At 43.1% G+C, this 17650-nt stretch carries 12 protein-coding genes, 4 tRNA genes and 1 pseudogene; 2 read left to right on the plus strand and 15 right to left on the minus strand.

The window, feature by feature from the left end:
* Nucleotides 1–96 precede the first annotated feature (96 nt).
* Nucleotides 97–1458, minus strand: a complete 1362-nt coding sequence (gene ffh / locus EAE90_RS17260) for a signal recognition particle protein (protein ID WP_049583027.1) — start codon at nucleotides 1456–1458, stop codon at nucleotides 97–99.
* Nucleotides 1459–1642: 184 nt separating this feature from the next.
* Between ffh and EAE90_RS17265 the strand changes: the two genes are divergently transcribed.
* Nucleotides 1643–2434 carry a cytochrome C assembly family protein gene (locus tag EAE90_RS17265; RefSeq protein ID WP_214054507.1) on the plus strand — a complete coding sequence of 264 codons (792 nt, stop codon included), beginning with the start codon at nucleotides 1643–1645 and terminating at the stop codon, nucleotides 2432–2434.
* A gap of 39 nt (nucleotides 2435–2473) precedes the next feature.
* Nucleotides 2474–3766, plus strand: a complete 1293-nt coding sequence (locus EAE90_RS17270; RefSeq protein ID WP_214054508.1) for an HlyC/CorC family transporter — start codon at nucleotides 2474–2476, stop codon at nucleotides 3764–3766.
* 100 nt (nucleotides 3767–3866) lie between these two features.
* Here EAE90_RS17270 and luxS read toward each other — a convergent pair whose 3' ends face one another.
* The 14 genes and pseudogenes from luxS to proA form a co-directional block, all read right to left on the minus strand.
* Nucleotides 3867–4382 carry an S-ribosylhomocysteine lyase gene (luxS, locus tag EAE90_RS17275; protein ID WP_214054509.1) on the minus strand — a complete coding sequence of 172 codons (516 nt, stop codon included), beginning with the start codon at nucleotides 4380–4382 and terminating at the stop codon, nucleotides 3867–3869.
* Between the two features lie 152 nt (nucleotides 4383–4534).
* Nucleotides 4535–6094 (minus strand): glutamate--cysteine ligase, encoded by a 1560-nt coding sequence (gene gshA / locus EAE90_RS17280; RefSeq protein ID WP_214054510.1) that lies wholly within the window; start codon nucleotides 6092–6094, stop codon nucleotides 4535–4537.
* Between the two features lie 175 nt (nucleotides 6095–6269).
* Nucleotides 6270–6346: transfer RNA gene (locus tag EAE90_RS17285), tRNA-Arg, on the minus strand.
* Between the two features lie 87 nt (nucleotides 6347–6433).
* Nucleotides 6434–6510, minus strand: a tRNA-Arg gene (locus EAE90_RS17290).
* 88 nt (nucleotides 6511–6598) lie between these two features.
* Nucleotides 6599–6675 (minus strand) — tRNA-Arg (locus EAE90_RS17295).
* 10 nt (nucleotides 6676–6685) lie between these two features.
* A tRNA-Ser gene (locus EAE90_RS17300) sits at nucleotides 6686–6778 on the minus strand.
* Nucleotides 6779–7164: 386 nt separating this feature from the next.
* Nucleotides 7165–7350: a carbon storage regulator CsrA gene (gene csrA / locus EAE90_RS17305; RefSeq protein WP_002209449.1), complete on the minus strand. Its 186-nt coding sequence runs from the start codon at nucleotides 7348–7350 to the stop codon at nucleotides 7165–7167.
* Nucleotides 7351–7596: 246 nt separating this feature from the next.
* Nucleotides 7597–10227, minus strand: a complete 2631-nt coding sequence (gene alaS / locus EAE90_RS17310) for an alanine--tRNA ligase (protein WP_214054511.1) — start codon at nucleotides 10225–10227, stop codon at nucleotides 7597–7599.
* A gap of 320 nt (nucleotides 10228–10547) precedes the next feature.
* Nucleotides 10548–11615: a recombinase RecA gene (gene recA, locus EAE90_RS17315; protein ID WP_214054512.1), complete on the minus strand. Its 1068-nt coding sequence runs from the start codon at nucleotides 11613–11615 to the stop codon at nucleotides 10548–10550.
* 165 nt (nucleotides 11616–11780) lie between these two features.
* Complete coding sequence (gene pncC, locus EAE90_RS17320; protein WP_214054513.1) at nucleotides 11781–12338, minus strand: nicotinamide-nucleotide amidase; 558 nt, start codon at nucleotides 12336–12338, stop codon at nucleotides 11781–11783.
* Nucleotides 12339–12363: 25 nt separating this feature from the next.
* The gene (lplT, locus tag EAE90_RS17325) at nucleotides 12364–13518 is read right to left on the minus strand and encodes a lysophospholipid transporter LplT (RefSeq protein WP_246550877.1); all 1155 of its coding nucleotides are present in this window, start codon (nucleotides 13516–13518) and stop codon (nucleotides 12364–12366) included.
* A 68-nt stretch (nucleotides 13519–13586) separates the two neighbouring features.
* Nucleotides 13587–15464, minus strand: a pseudogene (gene aas, locus EAE90_RS17330) (bifunctional acyl-ACP--phospholipid O-acyltransferase/long-chain-fatty-acid--ACP ligase); the annotation flags it as partial.
* Between the two features lie 100 nt (nucleotides 15465–15564).
* Nucleotides 15565–16089: a shikimate kinase AroL gene (gene aroL / locus EAE90_RS17335; protein WP_214054516.1), complete on the minus strand. Its 525-nt coding sequence runs from the start codon at nucleotides 16087–16089 to the stop codon at nucleotides 15565–15567.
* 300 nt (nucleotides 16090–16389) lie between these two features.
* A complete protein-coding gene (gene proA / locus EAE90_RS17340) occupies nucleotides 16390–17643 on the minus strand; it encodes a glutamate-5-semialdehyde dehydrogenase (protein WP_214054517.1) in 1254 nt (417 codons plus the stop codon).
* Between the last annotated feature and the right edge of the window lie 7 nt (nucleotides 17644–17650).

The following is a 17650-nucleotide window of genomic DNA, read 5'->3' on the forward strand; positions in this document are numbered from 1 at the left end:
GGAACGAAGTCCGGTTGTCAGATAAAAAGCCCGAAAAGTTTACTCACTTTGGCGCAAAAAGCAATCCAAAGTGGATATTCTTCGAGACTTTATCGATTAGCGGCCCATAAATCCGGGTGGCATCATGCCTTTCATACCACGCATCATTTTTGCCAGGCCGCCTTTCTTCATCTTTTTCATCATGCGCTGCATTTCGTCAAATTGTTTAAGCAAGCGGTTAACGTCTTGAACCTGAGTGCCAGAACCATTGGCAATACGACGTTTACGAGAGCCTTTAATTATTTCCGGTTTTTGCCGCTCTTTACGTGTCATGGAATTGATAATCGCTTCCATTTTCACCAGAATTTTATCGTCCATCTGGGATTTCACTGCATCTGGCACTTGAGACATCCCCGGCATTTTGCTTAACATGCTGGCCATTCCCCCCATGTTACGCATCTGCTTTAACTGATCTAGGAAATCATTTAAATCGAAGCCGTCACCTTTCTTGAGTTTAGAAGCCAGCTTTTCAGCTTGGGTGCGATCGACTTTACTTTCAATCTCTTCAATCAGGGAGAGAACATCGCCCATTCCAAGGATGCGTGAGGCAATACGATCTGGATGGAATGGTTCCAACGCATCCGTTTTTTCACCAACACCCAGGAATTTAATCGGCTTACCGGTAATATGACGAATAGATAGCGCTGCACCGCCACGAGCATCACCATCGACTTTGGTTAACACCACACCGGTCAGCGGCAATGCTTCATTGAAAGCTTTCGCAGTATTAGCCGCATCCTGCCCCGTCATTGCATCAACAACAAATAGGGTTTCCACTGGATTAATGGCTTTATGAACCTGCTTGATTTCATCCATCATCGCTTCGTCAACATGCAGACGACCCGCCGTATCCACCAAAAGCACATCATAGAATTTCAATTTGGCGTGCTGTACCGCTTGAGTCACGATATCAACGGGTTTTTCCTGAGCATCAGAAGGATAGAAATCAATCCCAACTGCCTGCGCCAAGGTTTCAAGCTGTTTGATAGCGGCAGGACGATAGACGTCAGCAGATACTACCAAAACTTTTTTCTTCTGTTTTCCTTTCAGAAAGCTACCTAGCTTGGCAACGCTGGTTGTTTTACCTGCGCCTTGCAGGCCCGCCATTAATACGACGGCAGGAGGCTGAGTAGAAAGATTCAGCTCACTGTTAACTTCCCCCATCGCTTTGACGAGTTCATTCTGGACAATTTTGACAAACTCTTGGCCGGGAGTCAGGCTTTTATTAACTTCATGGCCTACCGCGCTCTCTTTAACGCACGAAATAAAATCACGCACTACAGGCAATGCAACGTCAGCTTCAAGTAAAGCCATGCGAACTTCACGCAGTGTCTCTTTAATATTGTCTTCGGTCAGTCGCCCACGGCCACTGATATTGCGCAATGTGCGCGATAGTCTGTCGGTTAGATTATCAAACATTGTCTCTGCTCAATTTTTTTAAATGGGCTACCTGTAAGGCGTATTTCGCAAATTATAACACGATGGTAAGGGATCTCTGCACAGAGATTCGCAACGATGATTAACAACGGTTGGAGGCTATCCTTGCTGGCGGTATACTTAAGCTTTAATTCAACCAAAAACTATCGCTAAAACGGCTAATGCTATGCCAGTATTTTCTATAATTTCTTTATTCGCTTATTTACTCAGCCTGGTACTGATTATTCCCAACTTACTGCGGAAATCGAAAGGATACCGCAGGCTGGCATTACTTTCTGCGATTGTCGCTTTAACTTGTCATGCCATTGCACTTAAGTATCAGATATTCCACGTTAGCAGCGGGCAAAACCTCACCCTCCTAAACCTAGGTTCTATTGTCAGTTTACTGACTTGTATCATCATGACAATTGTTGCTTCTCATGGCCGAGCCTGGTTCCTGCTACCCATTGTCTACAGTTTTGCCATGATAAATCTGGTGTTAGCGAGTCTGATGCCAGGTGAATTCATTACCCATCTAGAGGCCAGCTTTGAATTATCTATTCATATTGGATTAGCGCTGCTTGGTTACGCAACGTTACTTATCGCTGCATTATATGCATTACAACTTGGATGGTTGGATCATCAGCTTAAAAACAAAAAACTCTCTTTTGCGCCGAATATGCCCCCACTAATGTTCATTGAACGCAAAATGTTTCATATCACTCAGGTCGGCGTAATATTGCTAACACTGACGCTCTGTACCGGCATCCTCTATATAGATAATATTTTCAGTAGCGAAAATATCCACAAAGCTATTTTGTCTATCATCGCGTGGTTTGTTTACATCGTTTTATTATGGGGCCACTACCATGATGGATGGCGCGGTAAACGCGTTATCTGGTTTAACCTGATCGGCGCATTTACTCTGACACTCGCCTATTTCGGCAATCGATTATTACAGGAAATCATGGTTTACTAGCAGTATGATATTCAATCAATACTTGGAAGGAATTTTGCTTTGGAGCATGTCTCAACCAGCACGTTACTGATTATTTTAATCATCATGATCATTGTCTCAGCTTATTTCTCCGCCTCCGAGACAGGCATGATGACAATGAATCGTTATCGCTTACGTCATCTGGCAAAGCAAGGGAACCGACCTGCCCGCAGAGTTGAAGCATTACTTCGTCACCCAGAGCAACTCATCAGTCTGATTCTTATCGGCAATAATCTGGTTAATATTCTTGCTTCAGCACTTGCTACTATCATTGGTATGCGTCTTTACGGTGATGCCGGAGTCGCTATTGCAACCGGTATTTTGACGTTTATCGTACTGATATTTTCTGAAGTCATGCCAAAAACGATAGCTGCCCTCTATCCTGAAAGAGTCGCTTTTCCGAGCAGTTTTTTGCTCCGCCCGTTACAGAAAATCATGCGGCCGTTAGTCTGGGCGCTAAATAAAATTACTTTATTGCTAATGCGTTGCCTTGGTATCAAACATCCTACTGGCTCTAGTCACGCAATGAGTAAAGATGAACTTCGCACTATTGTAAATGAATCAAACGCCAAGCTATCACAGCAACATCAAGATATGCTGATTTCAATTTTAGACCTGGAAAAAATCACAATCGGCGATATTATGGTCCCCCGTAATGAAATTGTTGGCATTGATATTAATGATGATTGGAAATCCATCATACGGCAATTAACTCATTCACCTCATGGCCGGATCGTGCTTTATCGTGATTCACTTGATGATGCCATTGGCATGCTTCGTGTACGCGAAGCTTACCGACTGATGACAGAAAAAAAAGAGTTCACCAAAAGAAACCTAATTAAAGCAGCAGATAAAATCTATTATGTCCCCGTCAGCACACCACTTAATATCCAGTTAGTGAATTTCCAACGTAATAAGGAAAAAGCTGGGCTCATCGTTGATGAATATGGTGATATTCAAGGACTGGTCACTGTTGAAGATATCCTCGAAGAGATTGTCGGTGATTTTACAACATCAATGTCCCCTTCTCTGGCTGAAGAAGTTTCACCACAAAGCGATGGGACTATTTTGGTTGACGGGACAGCCAATATCCGCGAATTAAATAAAGCCTTTAACTGGGCATTGCCTATTGATGGACCACGAACGGTTAATGGTATGGTGCTTGAAGAGTTAGGTGAAATACCCGCACTTAATGTACAAGTGCAAATCGGCAAATATAATTTTGAAGTACTTTCAGTCAACGATAATGTCATTAAACAAGTTCGAGTTACCCCCATTAGCCAATTTCCTGAGCAAAAAGCACAAGCCATTTAAATCGCTGCGGAAAATTAGCGCCGTTGGAGGCACGCCTCCAACGGCAAATTCCTGTTAATACTTCATCTCAGGAACCTGAAATATCATCGCTGCTATGGAACTACACTTTCAATTCGGTCAGTATTTCTTCTGGCAATGCCAACTCATCATTCTTATTAACGAGGACGTCTGAATCAAGAATATGACGTGCAATATCCTGAGCTTCTGTCAGTGAATGCATGTGATAAGTGCCGCATTGATAAATATTTAGTTCTGGGATCTGGCTTTGATCTTTCACTTTCAAGACATCAGCCATCGCCGCTTTCCATGCGTCTGCAACGCGTACTTCTGCCGGTGCGCCAATCAAGCTCATGTAAAAACCTGTTCGACATCCCATTGGCGATATATCAATAATTTCAACGCCCTCGCCATTGAGGTGATTGCGCATAAAACCAGCAAACAAATGCTCAAGTGTATGAATACCCTTTTCAGGCATAACCTGTTTATTAGGTATGCAGAAACGTAAGTCGAAAACTGTGATGGTGTCGCCATGAGGCGCTTTCATAGTCTTAGCAACTCTTACGGCTGGCGCATTCATACGAGTATGGTCAACAGTAAAACTATCCAGTAAAGGCATTTCTTCATCTCCACAAAAAATTCAGATTTTTCTTCAAGCAAATGAAACTTTTTCATCTGCCGCCGGTCATAAAGAATGAAAGAAGCGTTATTATTATCCCTATTCTCTAGAAAATCCTATTTGGCCACTTTTACTTGTGGCCGTTTTCTTCTCTAGCATCCTGTCTGTTGTTTCAGATACTCATCAAAACTAACCGTATCCTCACGTTCCAACGCGTCTTGTCGCTCTACGGAGGCCCTGCGTTCTATAGCAAACTGTTCGTCGCTAATAACCTCATATTTTTCATTGATCAGTTGCTGATGGTATTCATCTGCTAGTTCCAGCCCAAAGCCGCCAATGCCCTGGCTCTTCATTTTTTCCAGTACGCGAGCCGATAAAGTCAGTGATGAATCATCAAACATCGCAATTAATTCTTCGCAAACCTTTTGATATTGTGTGCCAGAACAACTATCCAATATTGTGGCAACCCGTTTCAAGTCACTAAATAACTTTTTGCCAACTTTTGCTAACGGCTCTTCCACACTTCCACAACCAAGACCAATCATTTGCCCCGGTTTACGCCCCTCAAGGATCACTCTATTCCAATTCTTACGGCAACAATCTAATTCATCACTGCTCATTTCTGGCGCTTCGGCAAGCACGCACCATATTAAGAATAGGTCAAGAAAACGAATTTGTGTTTCATTGACGCCAATCGCTGCAAATGGATTAATATCCAATGAACGAACTTCGATATATTCTACTCCACCACGCAGCAACGCATCAGAAGGCGATTCATTCCCTTTTGTGACACGCTTAGGCCGGATTGGCGCATATAACTCATTTTCAATTTGTAAGACGTTGGTATTGAGCTGAATATGTTTATCACCTTGCTTAATACCCAATTTAGCAAACTCATCAGATGGCTTGTGAATCGCTTTTTTCAACTCGTCAATATAGGTGTATAGGTTATTAAACGTGATATTCAGATCACTTTGTGATTTATTGGTATACCCCAGATTACTCATTCTTAGTGAAGTCGCATAAGGCAGATAACAAGTTCCATCTTCTGTTCGATCAAAATGAAAAGAGGTCTCTCTTCCACGTAAGAACGAGGAACAAATTGCTGGAGAAGCGCCAAACAGGTATGGGATCACCCACCCAAAGCGATAATAGTTACGGATCAAGCGGAAATAGCCATTAGAGATCTGCTCTTTACCACTCTCTGCATCTTCAATACCAGCCCAAGCACGCCAGAACTCAATTGGCAATGAAAAATTATAATGAACCCCGGATATGGTCTGCATTAACGCGCCATAACGATTTTTTAACCCTTCACGGTATAAAGTCTTATAGCGACCAACATTCGAGGTACCATATTGAGCCAGAGTAATGTTCTCTTCCGCATCAATAAAGCATGGCATACTCAATGGCCACATTTTTTCTTTATCTAGCATACGCGCCGTGTGACGATGAATATCGCTAAGAAAAGAAATCGTATATTTTATGTCATCATTAACTGGTGTTATGAACTCCAACAATGACTCTGCAAAATCAGTAGTAATCCATTTATGCGTAAGCGCTGCACCAAGTGCTTTAGGATGTTCCGTTATGGCTAAACTACCATCGAAAGTAATACGCAATGTTTCACGTTCAACACCGCGACGAATTCCATTTAAAATTGTCGGATGCGCCTCTAGCCATGATAGAGCCTTTGATACGTCCGGGATCAATTCGACCTCCCGTAGTGTTTAGAAGAATTTTTATAAGGGTTTACTTTATCTTAAACAAGCCAAATTGTCGCTGATTAGATATAGCAGCAAAAACATTTCAGCATCATACAGAGTGCAGGTTGATTATGGCACAAGCAGAAAGGAAAAAGCCCCGCTGTTTAAGCGGGGCTTGATATGGCGCATCCAGAAGGATTCGAACCTCCGACCGCTCGGTTCGTAGCCGAGTACTCTATCCAGCTGAGCTATGGATGCATGTTCAGTTTTTTACTCTGGTAAAAGGCAGTGATTGCTTCGATTACCTGAATGGCACCCCGGATGATTTCATCTCAAGGCTAAATATGGCGCATCCAGAAGGATTCGAACCTCCGACCGCTCGGTTCGTAGCCGAGTACTCTATCCAGCTGAGCTATGGATGCGTGTTCAATTTTTCACTCTTGGTAAAAGGCAGTGATTGCTTCGATTACCTGAATGGTACCTCGGATGATTTCATCTCAAGGTTGAATATGGCGCATCCAGAAGGATTCGAACCTCCGACCGCTCGGTTCGTAGCCGAGTACTCTATCCAGCTGAGCTATGGATGCGTGGTTTAAATGGCGGTGAGAGAGGGATTCGAACCCTCGATGCAGCTTTTAACCGCATACTCCCTTAGCAGGGGAGCGCCTTCAGCCTCTCGGCCATCTCACCGTACGCTTTCTTTCGAATCGCGACTCAGAACTTTTGTTTAAGCTCCTCGTCACTGCGTGGCGCACATATTACTTTCCCAGACTTATAAGTCAAACAATTTTTCTAAACCTGTGTTTGTTTGAACACTTCACACGCAAGATGTTTAGTTTGACGCCAAAAAGCATGCTTTATCAGCAGCAAATTATTACAACCTCAATTGAAGTGCATGCAAATCATTATTCGCCACAATAGCATGATAGGAGCACTCTGTTCTTGCGATAGAAAAATAAAAAAGATGGGAAAATAGACAAGAGATTAAGAAATTAGCAAAACCAAAAAATACCAACAGAGTTGAGATCCCTCAAAAATGGCGCCCGGTTCTGACGAGATAGGACGCCAACTTAGAGTCAGTAAGTTGTTGGCTGAGACTTTTCGGCCTGAATCCGCTGATAAATTTCTTCACGGTGAACAGAAACTTCTTTAGGAGCATTTACACCAATACGAACTTGGTTACCTTTAACCCCCAGTACTGTAACTGTTACCTCATCGCCTATCATGAGCGTTTCACCAACTCGACGAGTCAGAATAAGCATTCTTTGCTCCTTGAAAATTTAAAAGAGTCGGGTCTTTCGGTTTCCCCGCTATTATCCATCAAACACCGTGAAAACGTAAAACAATGGTATATGCTTAAAGTATAAGCAATTTTAAGCGCATTTCCTACCTATATAGTTTAGCCAAAATAAATAAATATGCGCTTAACCTTTTAACAATTTCACAACAAGATTTCAAGGCACCATAAAAACAACGCTATGGTGCCCCGTAAACTCAGGTAATACCGCCTATAGCCGCGATGCTACCCACTCTTCCACGCTATCCAAAGCAGAAGGCAACGCTTCAACATCAGAACCACCTGCCTGGGCCATATCAGGGCGACCACCGCCTTTACCACCGATCTGCTGAGCTACAGAAGAAATTAACTCACCTGCTCTTATTTTAGCAGTCAGATCCTTTGTGACACCAACAATTAAGCTGACTTTATCATCACTTATAGTGGAAAGCACAATAATCGCTGAACCTAGTTGATTTTTCAGATCATCAACCATCGTTCTCAACATCTTAGGTTCTGTATTGCTTAACTGACTGACCAGCAACTTCACACCCTTCACTTCTTTCGCTTTACTTGCTAAAGAAGAGCTCTCTTGTGCAGCCTGTTGATCTTTAAGCTGTTGAAGCTCTTTTTCCAACGCTTTGGTTCTATCCAGCGTCATCCGTACTTTTTCACTCAGGCTATGGATATCACTTTTCACTAATTGAGCAATATCTTGAATTAAATCAACCTGTTGATGTACAGATTCCACCGCTTTTTTACCTGTAATCGCTTCTATCCTACGGATACCCGCAGCCGTTCCAGATTCAGCAATAATGCGGAACAAGCCAATATCACCGGTACGATTTGCATGAGTCCCTCCACATAATTCGGTGGAAAAATCCCCCATTGATAGTACACGGACTTGCTCTTCGTATTTTTCACCAAATAGTGCCATCGCACCTTTGGCTTTTGCTGTCTCCAGATCCATCAATTCAGTAACAACAGGTGAATTTTGACGAACTTTGGCATTAACCAAATCCTCAACCTGACGAATCTGTTCTGGTTTCATCGCTTCAAAGTGAGAAAAATCAAAGCGAAGGTATTTATCGTTAACCAGAGAGCCTTTCTGTGATACGTGCTCACCCAGAATTTGACGTAATGCAGCATGTAACAGATGGGTTGCTGAGTGATTCAAACGAATTGCATCACGACGTTCAATATCAATAACCGCATTGATGTTACGGTTTACACTTAAGGTACCTTTTTCAAGCTTACCAATATGACCAATAGCCTGACCATATTTTTGTGTATCAATAACACAAAAAGCACAATCGGTATTACTCAGAATGCCTGAATCACCAACCTGTCCACCGGACTCAGCATAAAAAGCAGTCTTATCCAGTATAACAATTGCTTCTTCACCCGCCTGAATTTGATTGACTGATTCACCATCACAAAAGATAGCAGTTACTGTTGCCTGCTGTTCGTTATGATCGTAACCAGAGAAATCACTGCGTTCATCAACTTTGATCAACTCATTATAATCGGTACCGAAACCACTTGATTCACGAGCACGACGACGCTGATTTTCCATTGCCACTGCAAATCCCGCTTCATCAACGCTAATATTACGCTCACGGCAAACATCAGCGGTCAAATCCACAGGGAAACCATAGGTATCATACAGACGGAAAGCCGTTTCACCATCCAGAATATCACCAGACAGTTTTGCCAGTTCATCGTCTAGCAACTGAAGGCCACGTTCCAGAGTACGAGCAAACTGCTCTTCTTCTGTTTTCAAGATCTGCTCAACAATTGTTTGCTGGCGTTTCAGCTCTTCTCCCGCAGCGCCCATCACTGCTATCAATGGCGCAACTAATTTGTAGAAGAAGGTATCTTTAGCCCCCAACATGTTACCGTGACGGATGGCGCGGCGGATAATACGACGCAGAACATAACCACGGTTTTCATTAGAAGGAACAACACCATCACAAATCAAAAATGCACATGAACGAATGTGATCAGCAATAACCCGCAGAGATTTATTACTCAGATCATCTGTAGCGCCAGTGACATTAGCAACAACGGTAATCAAATCACGGAACAGATCGATCTCATAGTTAGAATTGACGTGCTGCAATACAGCAGCGATACGCTCCAGCCCCATCCCTGTATCTACGGATGGTTTTGGCAACGGCTCCATCGTGCCATCAGCATGACGATTGAACTGCATAAAGACGATATTCCAGATTTCAATATATCTGTCACCATCTTCCTCTGGGCTGCCTGGCGGTCCACCCCAGATATGTTCGCCATGATCATAAAAAATTTCAGTGCAAGGGCCGCAAGGACCGGTATCACCCATTTGCCAAAAGTTATCCGATGCATAAGGCGCGCCTTTGTTATCACCAATGCGGATAATTCTTTCTGCTGGTATGCCGACTTCGTTCTTCCAAATATCATAGGCTTCATCATCTGTCTGATAGACTGTCACCCATAATTTTTCTTTAGGCAAATTGAACCAATCTTTGCCAGTCAGAAGTTCCCAAGCATAACTAATAGCATCATGTTTGAAGTAGTCGCCAAAGCTGAAATTACCGAGCATCTCAAAGAAAGTATGATGGCGTGCGGTGTAACCTACATTTTCTAAATCGTTATGTTTACCACCGGCACGAACACAACGCTGAGCAGTTGTTGCTCGGGAATAAGATCTTTTGTCCTGTCCAAGAAATACATCCTTAAACTGGTTCATCCCTGCGTTGGTAAACAGCAGTGTTGGGTCATTATTTGGCACCAAAGAACTACTTGGTACGATTTGATGCCCTTTAGTATGAAAAAAGTCGAGAAACGCTTGACGGATCTCAGCGGTGCTTTTGCTCATAATTGTCCCGAAATCAAGCTGGAAAAAACAGATTTATGAATTGCTTAGGTGGGATATTCCATCACCTATTTTCAACTCACGAATAAACAAAGTGGGGATAAGATAAAAGTTCTTCTATTAGAAGTAAAATCCCAGATACATCCATTCGCTGGCAGCATTGTAAATCGTCTGGGTATTTTCTGAAAGCATGATCGCATGATATGGATAATACTTGCTTTCTGAGGGAAGAAACCGCGTCATTATTAACGCGGTATAAGTTTGATGAAAAAACTTTTACAGCTTTAATACGAGAATACAGACTACCGATATAATTAGTCAGATTAGAATTCTTCGTTATTCATCTCTTCGTTTTCATCGCCTTCGTAATCAGAAGCCGCGCTACTGAATTCGCCGGCATTATGCAACAGCATTTCACGTAGTTTTTTATCCAATTCAGCAGAAATTTCAGGATGCTCTTTCAGGTAAATGGTAGCATTCGCTTTGCCTTGACCAATTTTATCGCCATTATAGCTGTACCATGCGCCTGCCTTTTCCACCAATTTATGCTTCACGCCTAAATCGATTAATTCACCATAAGTGTTAATGCCTTCGCCATACATAATCTGGAATTCTGCTTGCTTAAATGGCGCTGCCACTTTGTTTTTTACTACCTTAACACGGGTCTCGCTACCAATAACCTCTTCGCCATTTTTCACAGAACCAATGCGGCGAATATCCAGACGAACAGAAGCATAGAATTTCAGCGCGTTACCACCGGTTGTTGTTTCTGGATTACCAAACATGACACCAATTTTCATACGAATCTGGTTGATAAAAATCAACAACGTATTGGAGCTTTTCAAGTTACCGGCCAGTTTACGCATTGCCTGACTCATCATTCGAGCTGCCAGCCCCATATGAGAATCACCAATTTCCCCTTCTATTTCGGCTTTTGGCGTTAAGGCCGCAACGGAGTCTACGATAATGACATCAACAGCGCCGGAACGTGTCAACGCATCACAGATCTCAAGAGCCTGCTCCCCCGTATCGGGCTGAGAACACAACAAGTTATCAATATCAACACCCAACTTCTTAGCATAGATAGGATCAAGAGCGTGTTCAGCATCAATAAACGCACAGGTTTTACCTTCACGTTGTGCTGCGGCAATAACCTGTAATGTCAGCGTTGTCTTACCAGAAGATTCCGGGCCATAGATTTCAACAATACGCCCCATCGGCAGGCCACCAGCGCCTAATGCAATATCCAGTGACAATGAACCCGTGGAGATAGTTTCAACGTCCATTGAACGGTCTTCGCCCAAACGCATGATGGAACCTTTGCCAAACTGTTTTTCAATTTGGCCAAGTGCCGCTGCTAGTGCTTTTTGTTTATTTTCATCAATAGCCATTTTTACTCCCTCGTAAGCAATGAAAGGGTTCTCTCACTGCCGATGAATAATTTCTAATACTAAAACATGGTTTGTAATTATACTGTATAATCATACAGCATCAAGTTAATTTTTTATTTTCAAGTTTCCTCTTTGTTGGCGGCACTGCTCACCCCAGTCACATAGTTAGCTATGCTCCCGGGGATTCGCTCCCTTGCCGTCGCGATCCATCTTGAAATTCATAGGGTATATAATCTCTGATAACAGTGTTTTCAGAGAATAAATGACAGCTTGCAGGCGTACTTCATTTCGGTCGCCGTCAAAACAACAACGGCGAGAAACAACTTCTACCCCATTTACCGTTAGATAGGCAAATCCAAACCACACTGTGCCAACAGGTTTTTCTTCGCTGCCGCCATCAGGCCCGGCAATGCCACTAACCGAAACCGCCAGATCTGCCTGCGCGGCTTTCAGTGCCCCTGCCGCCATTTCCCTCACAACCTGTTCACTAACAGCCCCATGTTGCTGTAAAACGGCTTCTGACACACCTAGCATCTGATGCTTAGCTTTATTACTGTATGTCACAAAGCTTCGGTCAAAATAAGCAGAGCTACCGGCAATATCTGAAATTGTTTTCGCCAACCAACCACCGGTGCAAGATTCAGCACAAGTCACCCACAGTTTTTGTTGTCTTAGCTTTTCCCCCAGTTCAATACTAAGCTGAGTCAGAATTTTTTCACTCATAACACACTCTTTATCCGGTAAAAGATCAATTTCTTTGAAACCGGTTCCAAATCCACAAACTCGTGATTGTCAACGCCAACAGAGTACCAAAGCCTATCCCTGTTGTAACAACCGGGACGCCTATTTTAATAGCCAATGAATACAAGCCAAGCATCAATAACATGGCGATATTCTCACCCAAATTCTGTACTGCGATTGCATAACCGGCGCCAATCGTTTGTCTGCCGCTTTCCTGCAATAATGCATTCAGTGGAACAATAAACAAACCGCCAAAAATACCGAGAATGATTAATAAGACGTAGGAAGCCCAAATACTTTGCTGAACAGCAAAAATGACCACCATCACGCCGATTACAACACCCGCAGGCATGCAACGGTGGACCGTTTTAAGGGTGATGAAACGGGCAGCAACACCTGCACCAATAATAATGCCGACAGCAACCATCACATTAAGTATTGTCGGCGTGCTATTGTCAGAAATTCCCAGAACAACAGGTACCCATAAGACCAATAGGAATCTCAGGGTTATACCCGCTCCCCAGAACAAACTGGTGCCAATTAAAGAAAATCGAGCGCCTTTGTTATGCCAAAGAATACAACAAGATGAAGCAAAGTCTGTCAGCATCTTTTTCAGATTCCAGCCTTTATCCTGACGCACCGCCGATAATCGGGGGATAAAGAAATTAGCGACAACAGCGATACCATACATCAGCGCACAAACAAGCAGTGCGACAGCCAAATTCCAATCAGACAAAAAACCGCCAGCAACAGAACCCGTAAGAATGGCAATTATCGTTGAAGCCTCCATCAAACCATTAGCCTTTACTAAACGATCACCATCGGTCAATTCAACCAAGATTCCATATTTAGCCGGTGAATATGATGCAGCCCCCACTCCCACCAAGGCATAACCCAGAAAGGGATCATAGCCCAGGCAAATAGTAAACGCGCCCAACAACTTTAGGCTATTAGCAAACAACATCACACGATTTTTCGGGAAACGATCGGCAATTTGCCCCACAAAAGGCGCCAATAAGATATATGCCAAAACAAACACTATCTGTAATATCGGCTGACTCCAGTCAGGATAAAACTGGGCTTTCAACTGCGCCAGGATCGCAAACAACAGCGCATTATCGGCAAAAGCCGAAAAAAACTGCGACACCAATACGGCTTTCATGCCACGGGTTAATAGCGGTTGAACAACGGAGGATTCATTCACGATTATTGTTCCTGTTCAGCTTCACTTTCCAATAACACGATTTCTTCCTGTTTAGCAAAATGTTTCCCCCGACCGAGAATAGTACAGAACCCTTGTTCATCAATTGAAACAATATCTCCAGTATCAAACCAACCAGACTGAATATTCCCATACTCATCTTTTGCCGCTGGTGGTTCTACATGATTTGGATCTTCAACTCTCAGATACCCTTTCATCACATTTGGACCACGTAACTGCAAACGCCCCCCCGCTTTAATTCCTGCTACCGGAATAAAACGGGATTCCATTGCCGGCAAAATCCGCCCAACAGTACCAACCTTAGCCATCATCGGCACATTCAATGCAATGACAGGCGCACATTCTGTCATGCCATATCCTTCTAAAATGCGAATACCGAATTTGTCTTGCCAAAGCTGTTTAGTATTTTCAGTGAGCTTTTCAACACCGGCTATCACACAACGAAGACGCGCAAAATCATACGGATGAGCAGAATAGGCATAATTCTCCAGGAAAGTGGATGTACCCAATAATACGGTACAGTTACATTCATATACCAGTTCTGGCACTACCCGATAATGCAATGGGTTTGGGTAGAGGAATATCCGGCTACCAGACAACAACGGAGTGAATAAGCCAACCGTCAACCCAAATGCATGAAATAGCGGTAGAGAAGACATAAAACGGTCAAGTGGGTTGAAATCAGTAATGGTTTTTATCTGTTCCACATTGGCTAACAAACTAGCGTGACTGTGAACGACACCTTTTGATACAGTTTCTGAGCCGGACGTAAATAGCACCAAAGCATCATCATCGGGTTTTTGCGCCACCATCGCTTGCTTTGGAAAAAAGAGGTGCCACAAGATCCATAATTTATCCAGAAAAGTCACTGTACTTTCCAAATCCTCAAGATAAACCCAGTTAACCTCAGTAACTTGCTCGGATAAGTGTGTTAATCGTTCCTTTTTCAAAAATTGCCGGGAAGTCACAATAGTTTTAATACTGGCAACCGCTACCGCATTCTTCAACCCATGACTATCGGTCGTATAGTTGAGTAAAGCCGGTATTCTTCCTCTCAAAGATGCCCCGAATATCGCCGCGACCATAATAGTGGCATTAGGTAAAAGAAAACCAATCCGTTCCCCTTGGCAGGTAAAACGTTGCAAAATACGGCTGGCGCCCAGTACTTTTTTAAGCAGACTGTTATAACTATCTTCTTTAAAAGAAGCATCTGCAATACAAGGCTTAAAACGGCCAAATTGTTTTCGTGCAACCAATAAAGATTCAAATATTGTTTCTTGTGGTCGGGTCGCCATTCGTGCACTCATCATTATTTCATGCAAACGCTCACCGGCTAAACGACGTCGTTGCTCCGAACTAGACGCATTCGGCATCGGCAATTGTGTCGCAGGCAGGATTTTCATTGTCACCTTCGGAAAAAGATGAAGTTTGAAAATACCTTTTAATCGGCTGAATAGGGTTCTTTCTAATCCTTCAAAACGAACAGGAACCACCGCAGCTTCGGATATCGCCGCAATAAAAGCCGCCCCATCATAGATTTTCATCAAAGAACCGGTGACAGTAATTCTCCCCTCTGGAAAAACAACTATTGGCCGCCCTTTTTCTATTTCCTTAACCAACACCCTGACAGCCATTGGATTTATTGGGTCCAAAGGGACTATTTCAACATAGCGACTTACCAGTTTCATAAAACCACGATTTGCAATATTGGAATAGACAGCAAATACTGGCTTGACCGGCAAGAAAAGCGTCAACAAAACACCATCAAGAAAAGAGACATGATTAGGTGTGATAAGGCATTTTGGGTGGTTAAATTGTTTAATATCTCCTTCTACTGTTAAACGAAACATTAAACGAAAAACAAGCCTTAGAAATTTAAACAACATATTCGTATCTCAACCCATTTGAAAAAACAAATAGAAGATACTATTTATTATTCGACACTGTAATATTCCTATTTCTCTATAAAAAAATACTAAAATAGCGTCAGGAAACTATTCCAGAGAGCATAATTTCTTTCACATAATTTGCAATTTTTTCCGGTGAAAGTTGCGCATTAATAATATAGTTCGCGCATTCACAGTAGAGATTTTCTCTGGCGGCAAGCACTTCTTCCATTTCCTCAACAATAGATTTTCCCGTCAAACTAGGGCGTTGGGTAGTTTCTGGTTGCTGCATTAATCGCTCAGCCAATATGCTCGCTGAGGCTTGAAGATAAATCACCGTGCCATTTTGTCGCATATATTGGCGATTTTCAGCAGAAAGAATGATCCCTCCACCAGTAGAAATAACGTGATTGCTTTGACTAACTTGTTGTAAAGCTTGGCTTTCTAATTGCCGAAATTGTTGCCACCCTTGCTGGTTAACAATATCCGCAATGGTCATGTTGCTGGTTTGTTGGATATAGTGATCAGTGTCAATAAACGTGTACGATAATTCATTGGCTAATAATTTTCCAACAGTCGTTTTTCCTGCCCCACGTGCACCTACAATAAACAATATTTGGTTCACTGCCTGATATCCTTGATAAATTTCATCGTTAAAAAATATTAACGCCTATAGTAACCAGAACTTTACATCAACGTAAAATTAAAAGTTAATATATACGGTAAAAGCTCCCCCAAAAGCATGGTCTTACCGAAACTTCAATATAATCAGGCACGCTTCTGGGGTAACAATATACCCGTTATCTTTCAAGTTGCCTCTTTGTTGGCGGCACTCACTCACCCCGGTAACATAGTTATCTATGCTCCCGGGGATTCATTCCCTTACCGTCGCGATGCATCTTGAAATCCATAGGGTATAAGCACATTACTTACGGATTAAATCATCTCCATAGCCAATCCATTTATACGTAGTCAGCGCATCTAATCCCATTGGGCCACGGGAATGCAGTTTCTGCGTACTAACGGCAACTTCCGCTCCCAAACCAAACTGGCCGCCATCAGTAAAGCGAGTGCTAGCATTCACATAAACCGCGGCAGAATCAACCTGACGAACAAAATAGTCAGCATTATGCAAAGATTGAGTCAAAATAGCATCAGAATGGGACGTACCATAGGTACGAATATGATCAATTGCCTGCTCCATATCACCGACAATTTCCACATTCATATCCAAAGATAACCACTCATCACGGTAATCTGCTTCTGTAACATCCACGACCTTAGCAGGCCCATCTTGCAAAAACACCATTGCTGATTCACTCGCATGCAGAGTCACTCCCTGCTCTTTCATGCGCTTGCTCAATGCAGGCAGAAAATCAGCCGCAATTTTCTGATGTACCAACAAAGTTTCCAAAGCATTACAGGCACTTGGACGTTGCACTTTGGCGTTAGTAATTACAGTCAATGCCTTATCAAAATCAGCACTTTCATCGACAAAGGTATGACAAACGCCAATTCCGCCGGTAATAACTGGAATGGTCGATTGCTCACGGCACAGCTTATGCAACCCTGCACCACCACGTGGAATCAACATATCCACATAGCGATCCAGTTTCAGCAGCTCAATAACTAACTCACGGTCCGGTTTATCTATCGCCTGCACGGCTGCGGCAGGTAATCCACTCTGTTCAAGCGCCTGTTGAATGACTTTCACTGTCGCCTGATTGGTGTTGTGAGTCTCTTTACCACCACGCAAAATAACCGCATTACCGGTTTTCAAACACAGAGATGCAACATCGATGGTGACATTAGGGCGTGCTTCATAAATCACCCCGACCACGCCTAGCGGTACACGGCGACGCTCCAACCTCAAACCACTATCAAGCAAACTGCCATCAATGACTTCCCCTACTGGGTCAGATAAACGGCATACCTGACGAACATCGTGAGCTATCGCTGTCAAACGCTCCGGCGTCAATAACAGACGATCCAACAATGCTTCGCTCATGCCCTGTTCACGGGCCTGAATCATATCAAGCTGATTAGCCTCAAGAATGATTGCACTTTCCTGCTCCAGTAAATCTGCAATGCGGATTAATGCCTGATTTTTCTGTTTTGTACTTAGCTGCGCCAGTTGCCATGCAGCTTCTCTGGCAGCCTTTCCCATTTGTTCTAACATTATGAAT

Source organism: Photorhabdus caribbeanensis, from assembly GCF_018448885.1.
GTDB classification, from domain to species: Bacteria; Pseudomonadota; Gammaproteobacteria; order Enterobacterales; family Enterobacteriaceae; genus Photorhabdus; species Photorhabdus caribbeanensis.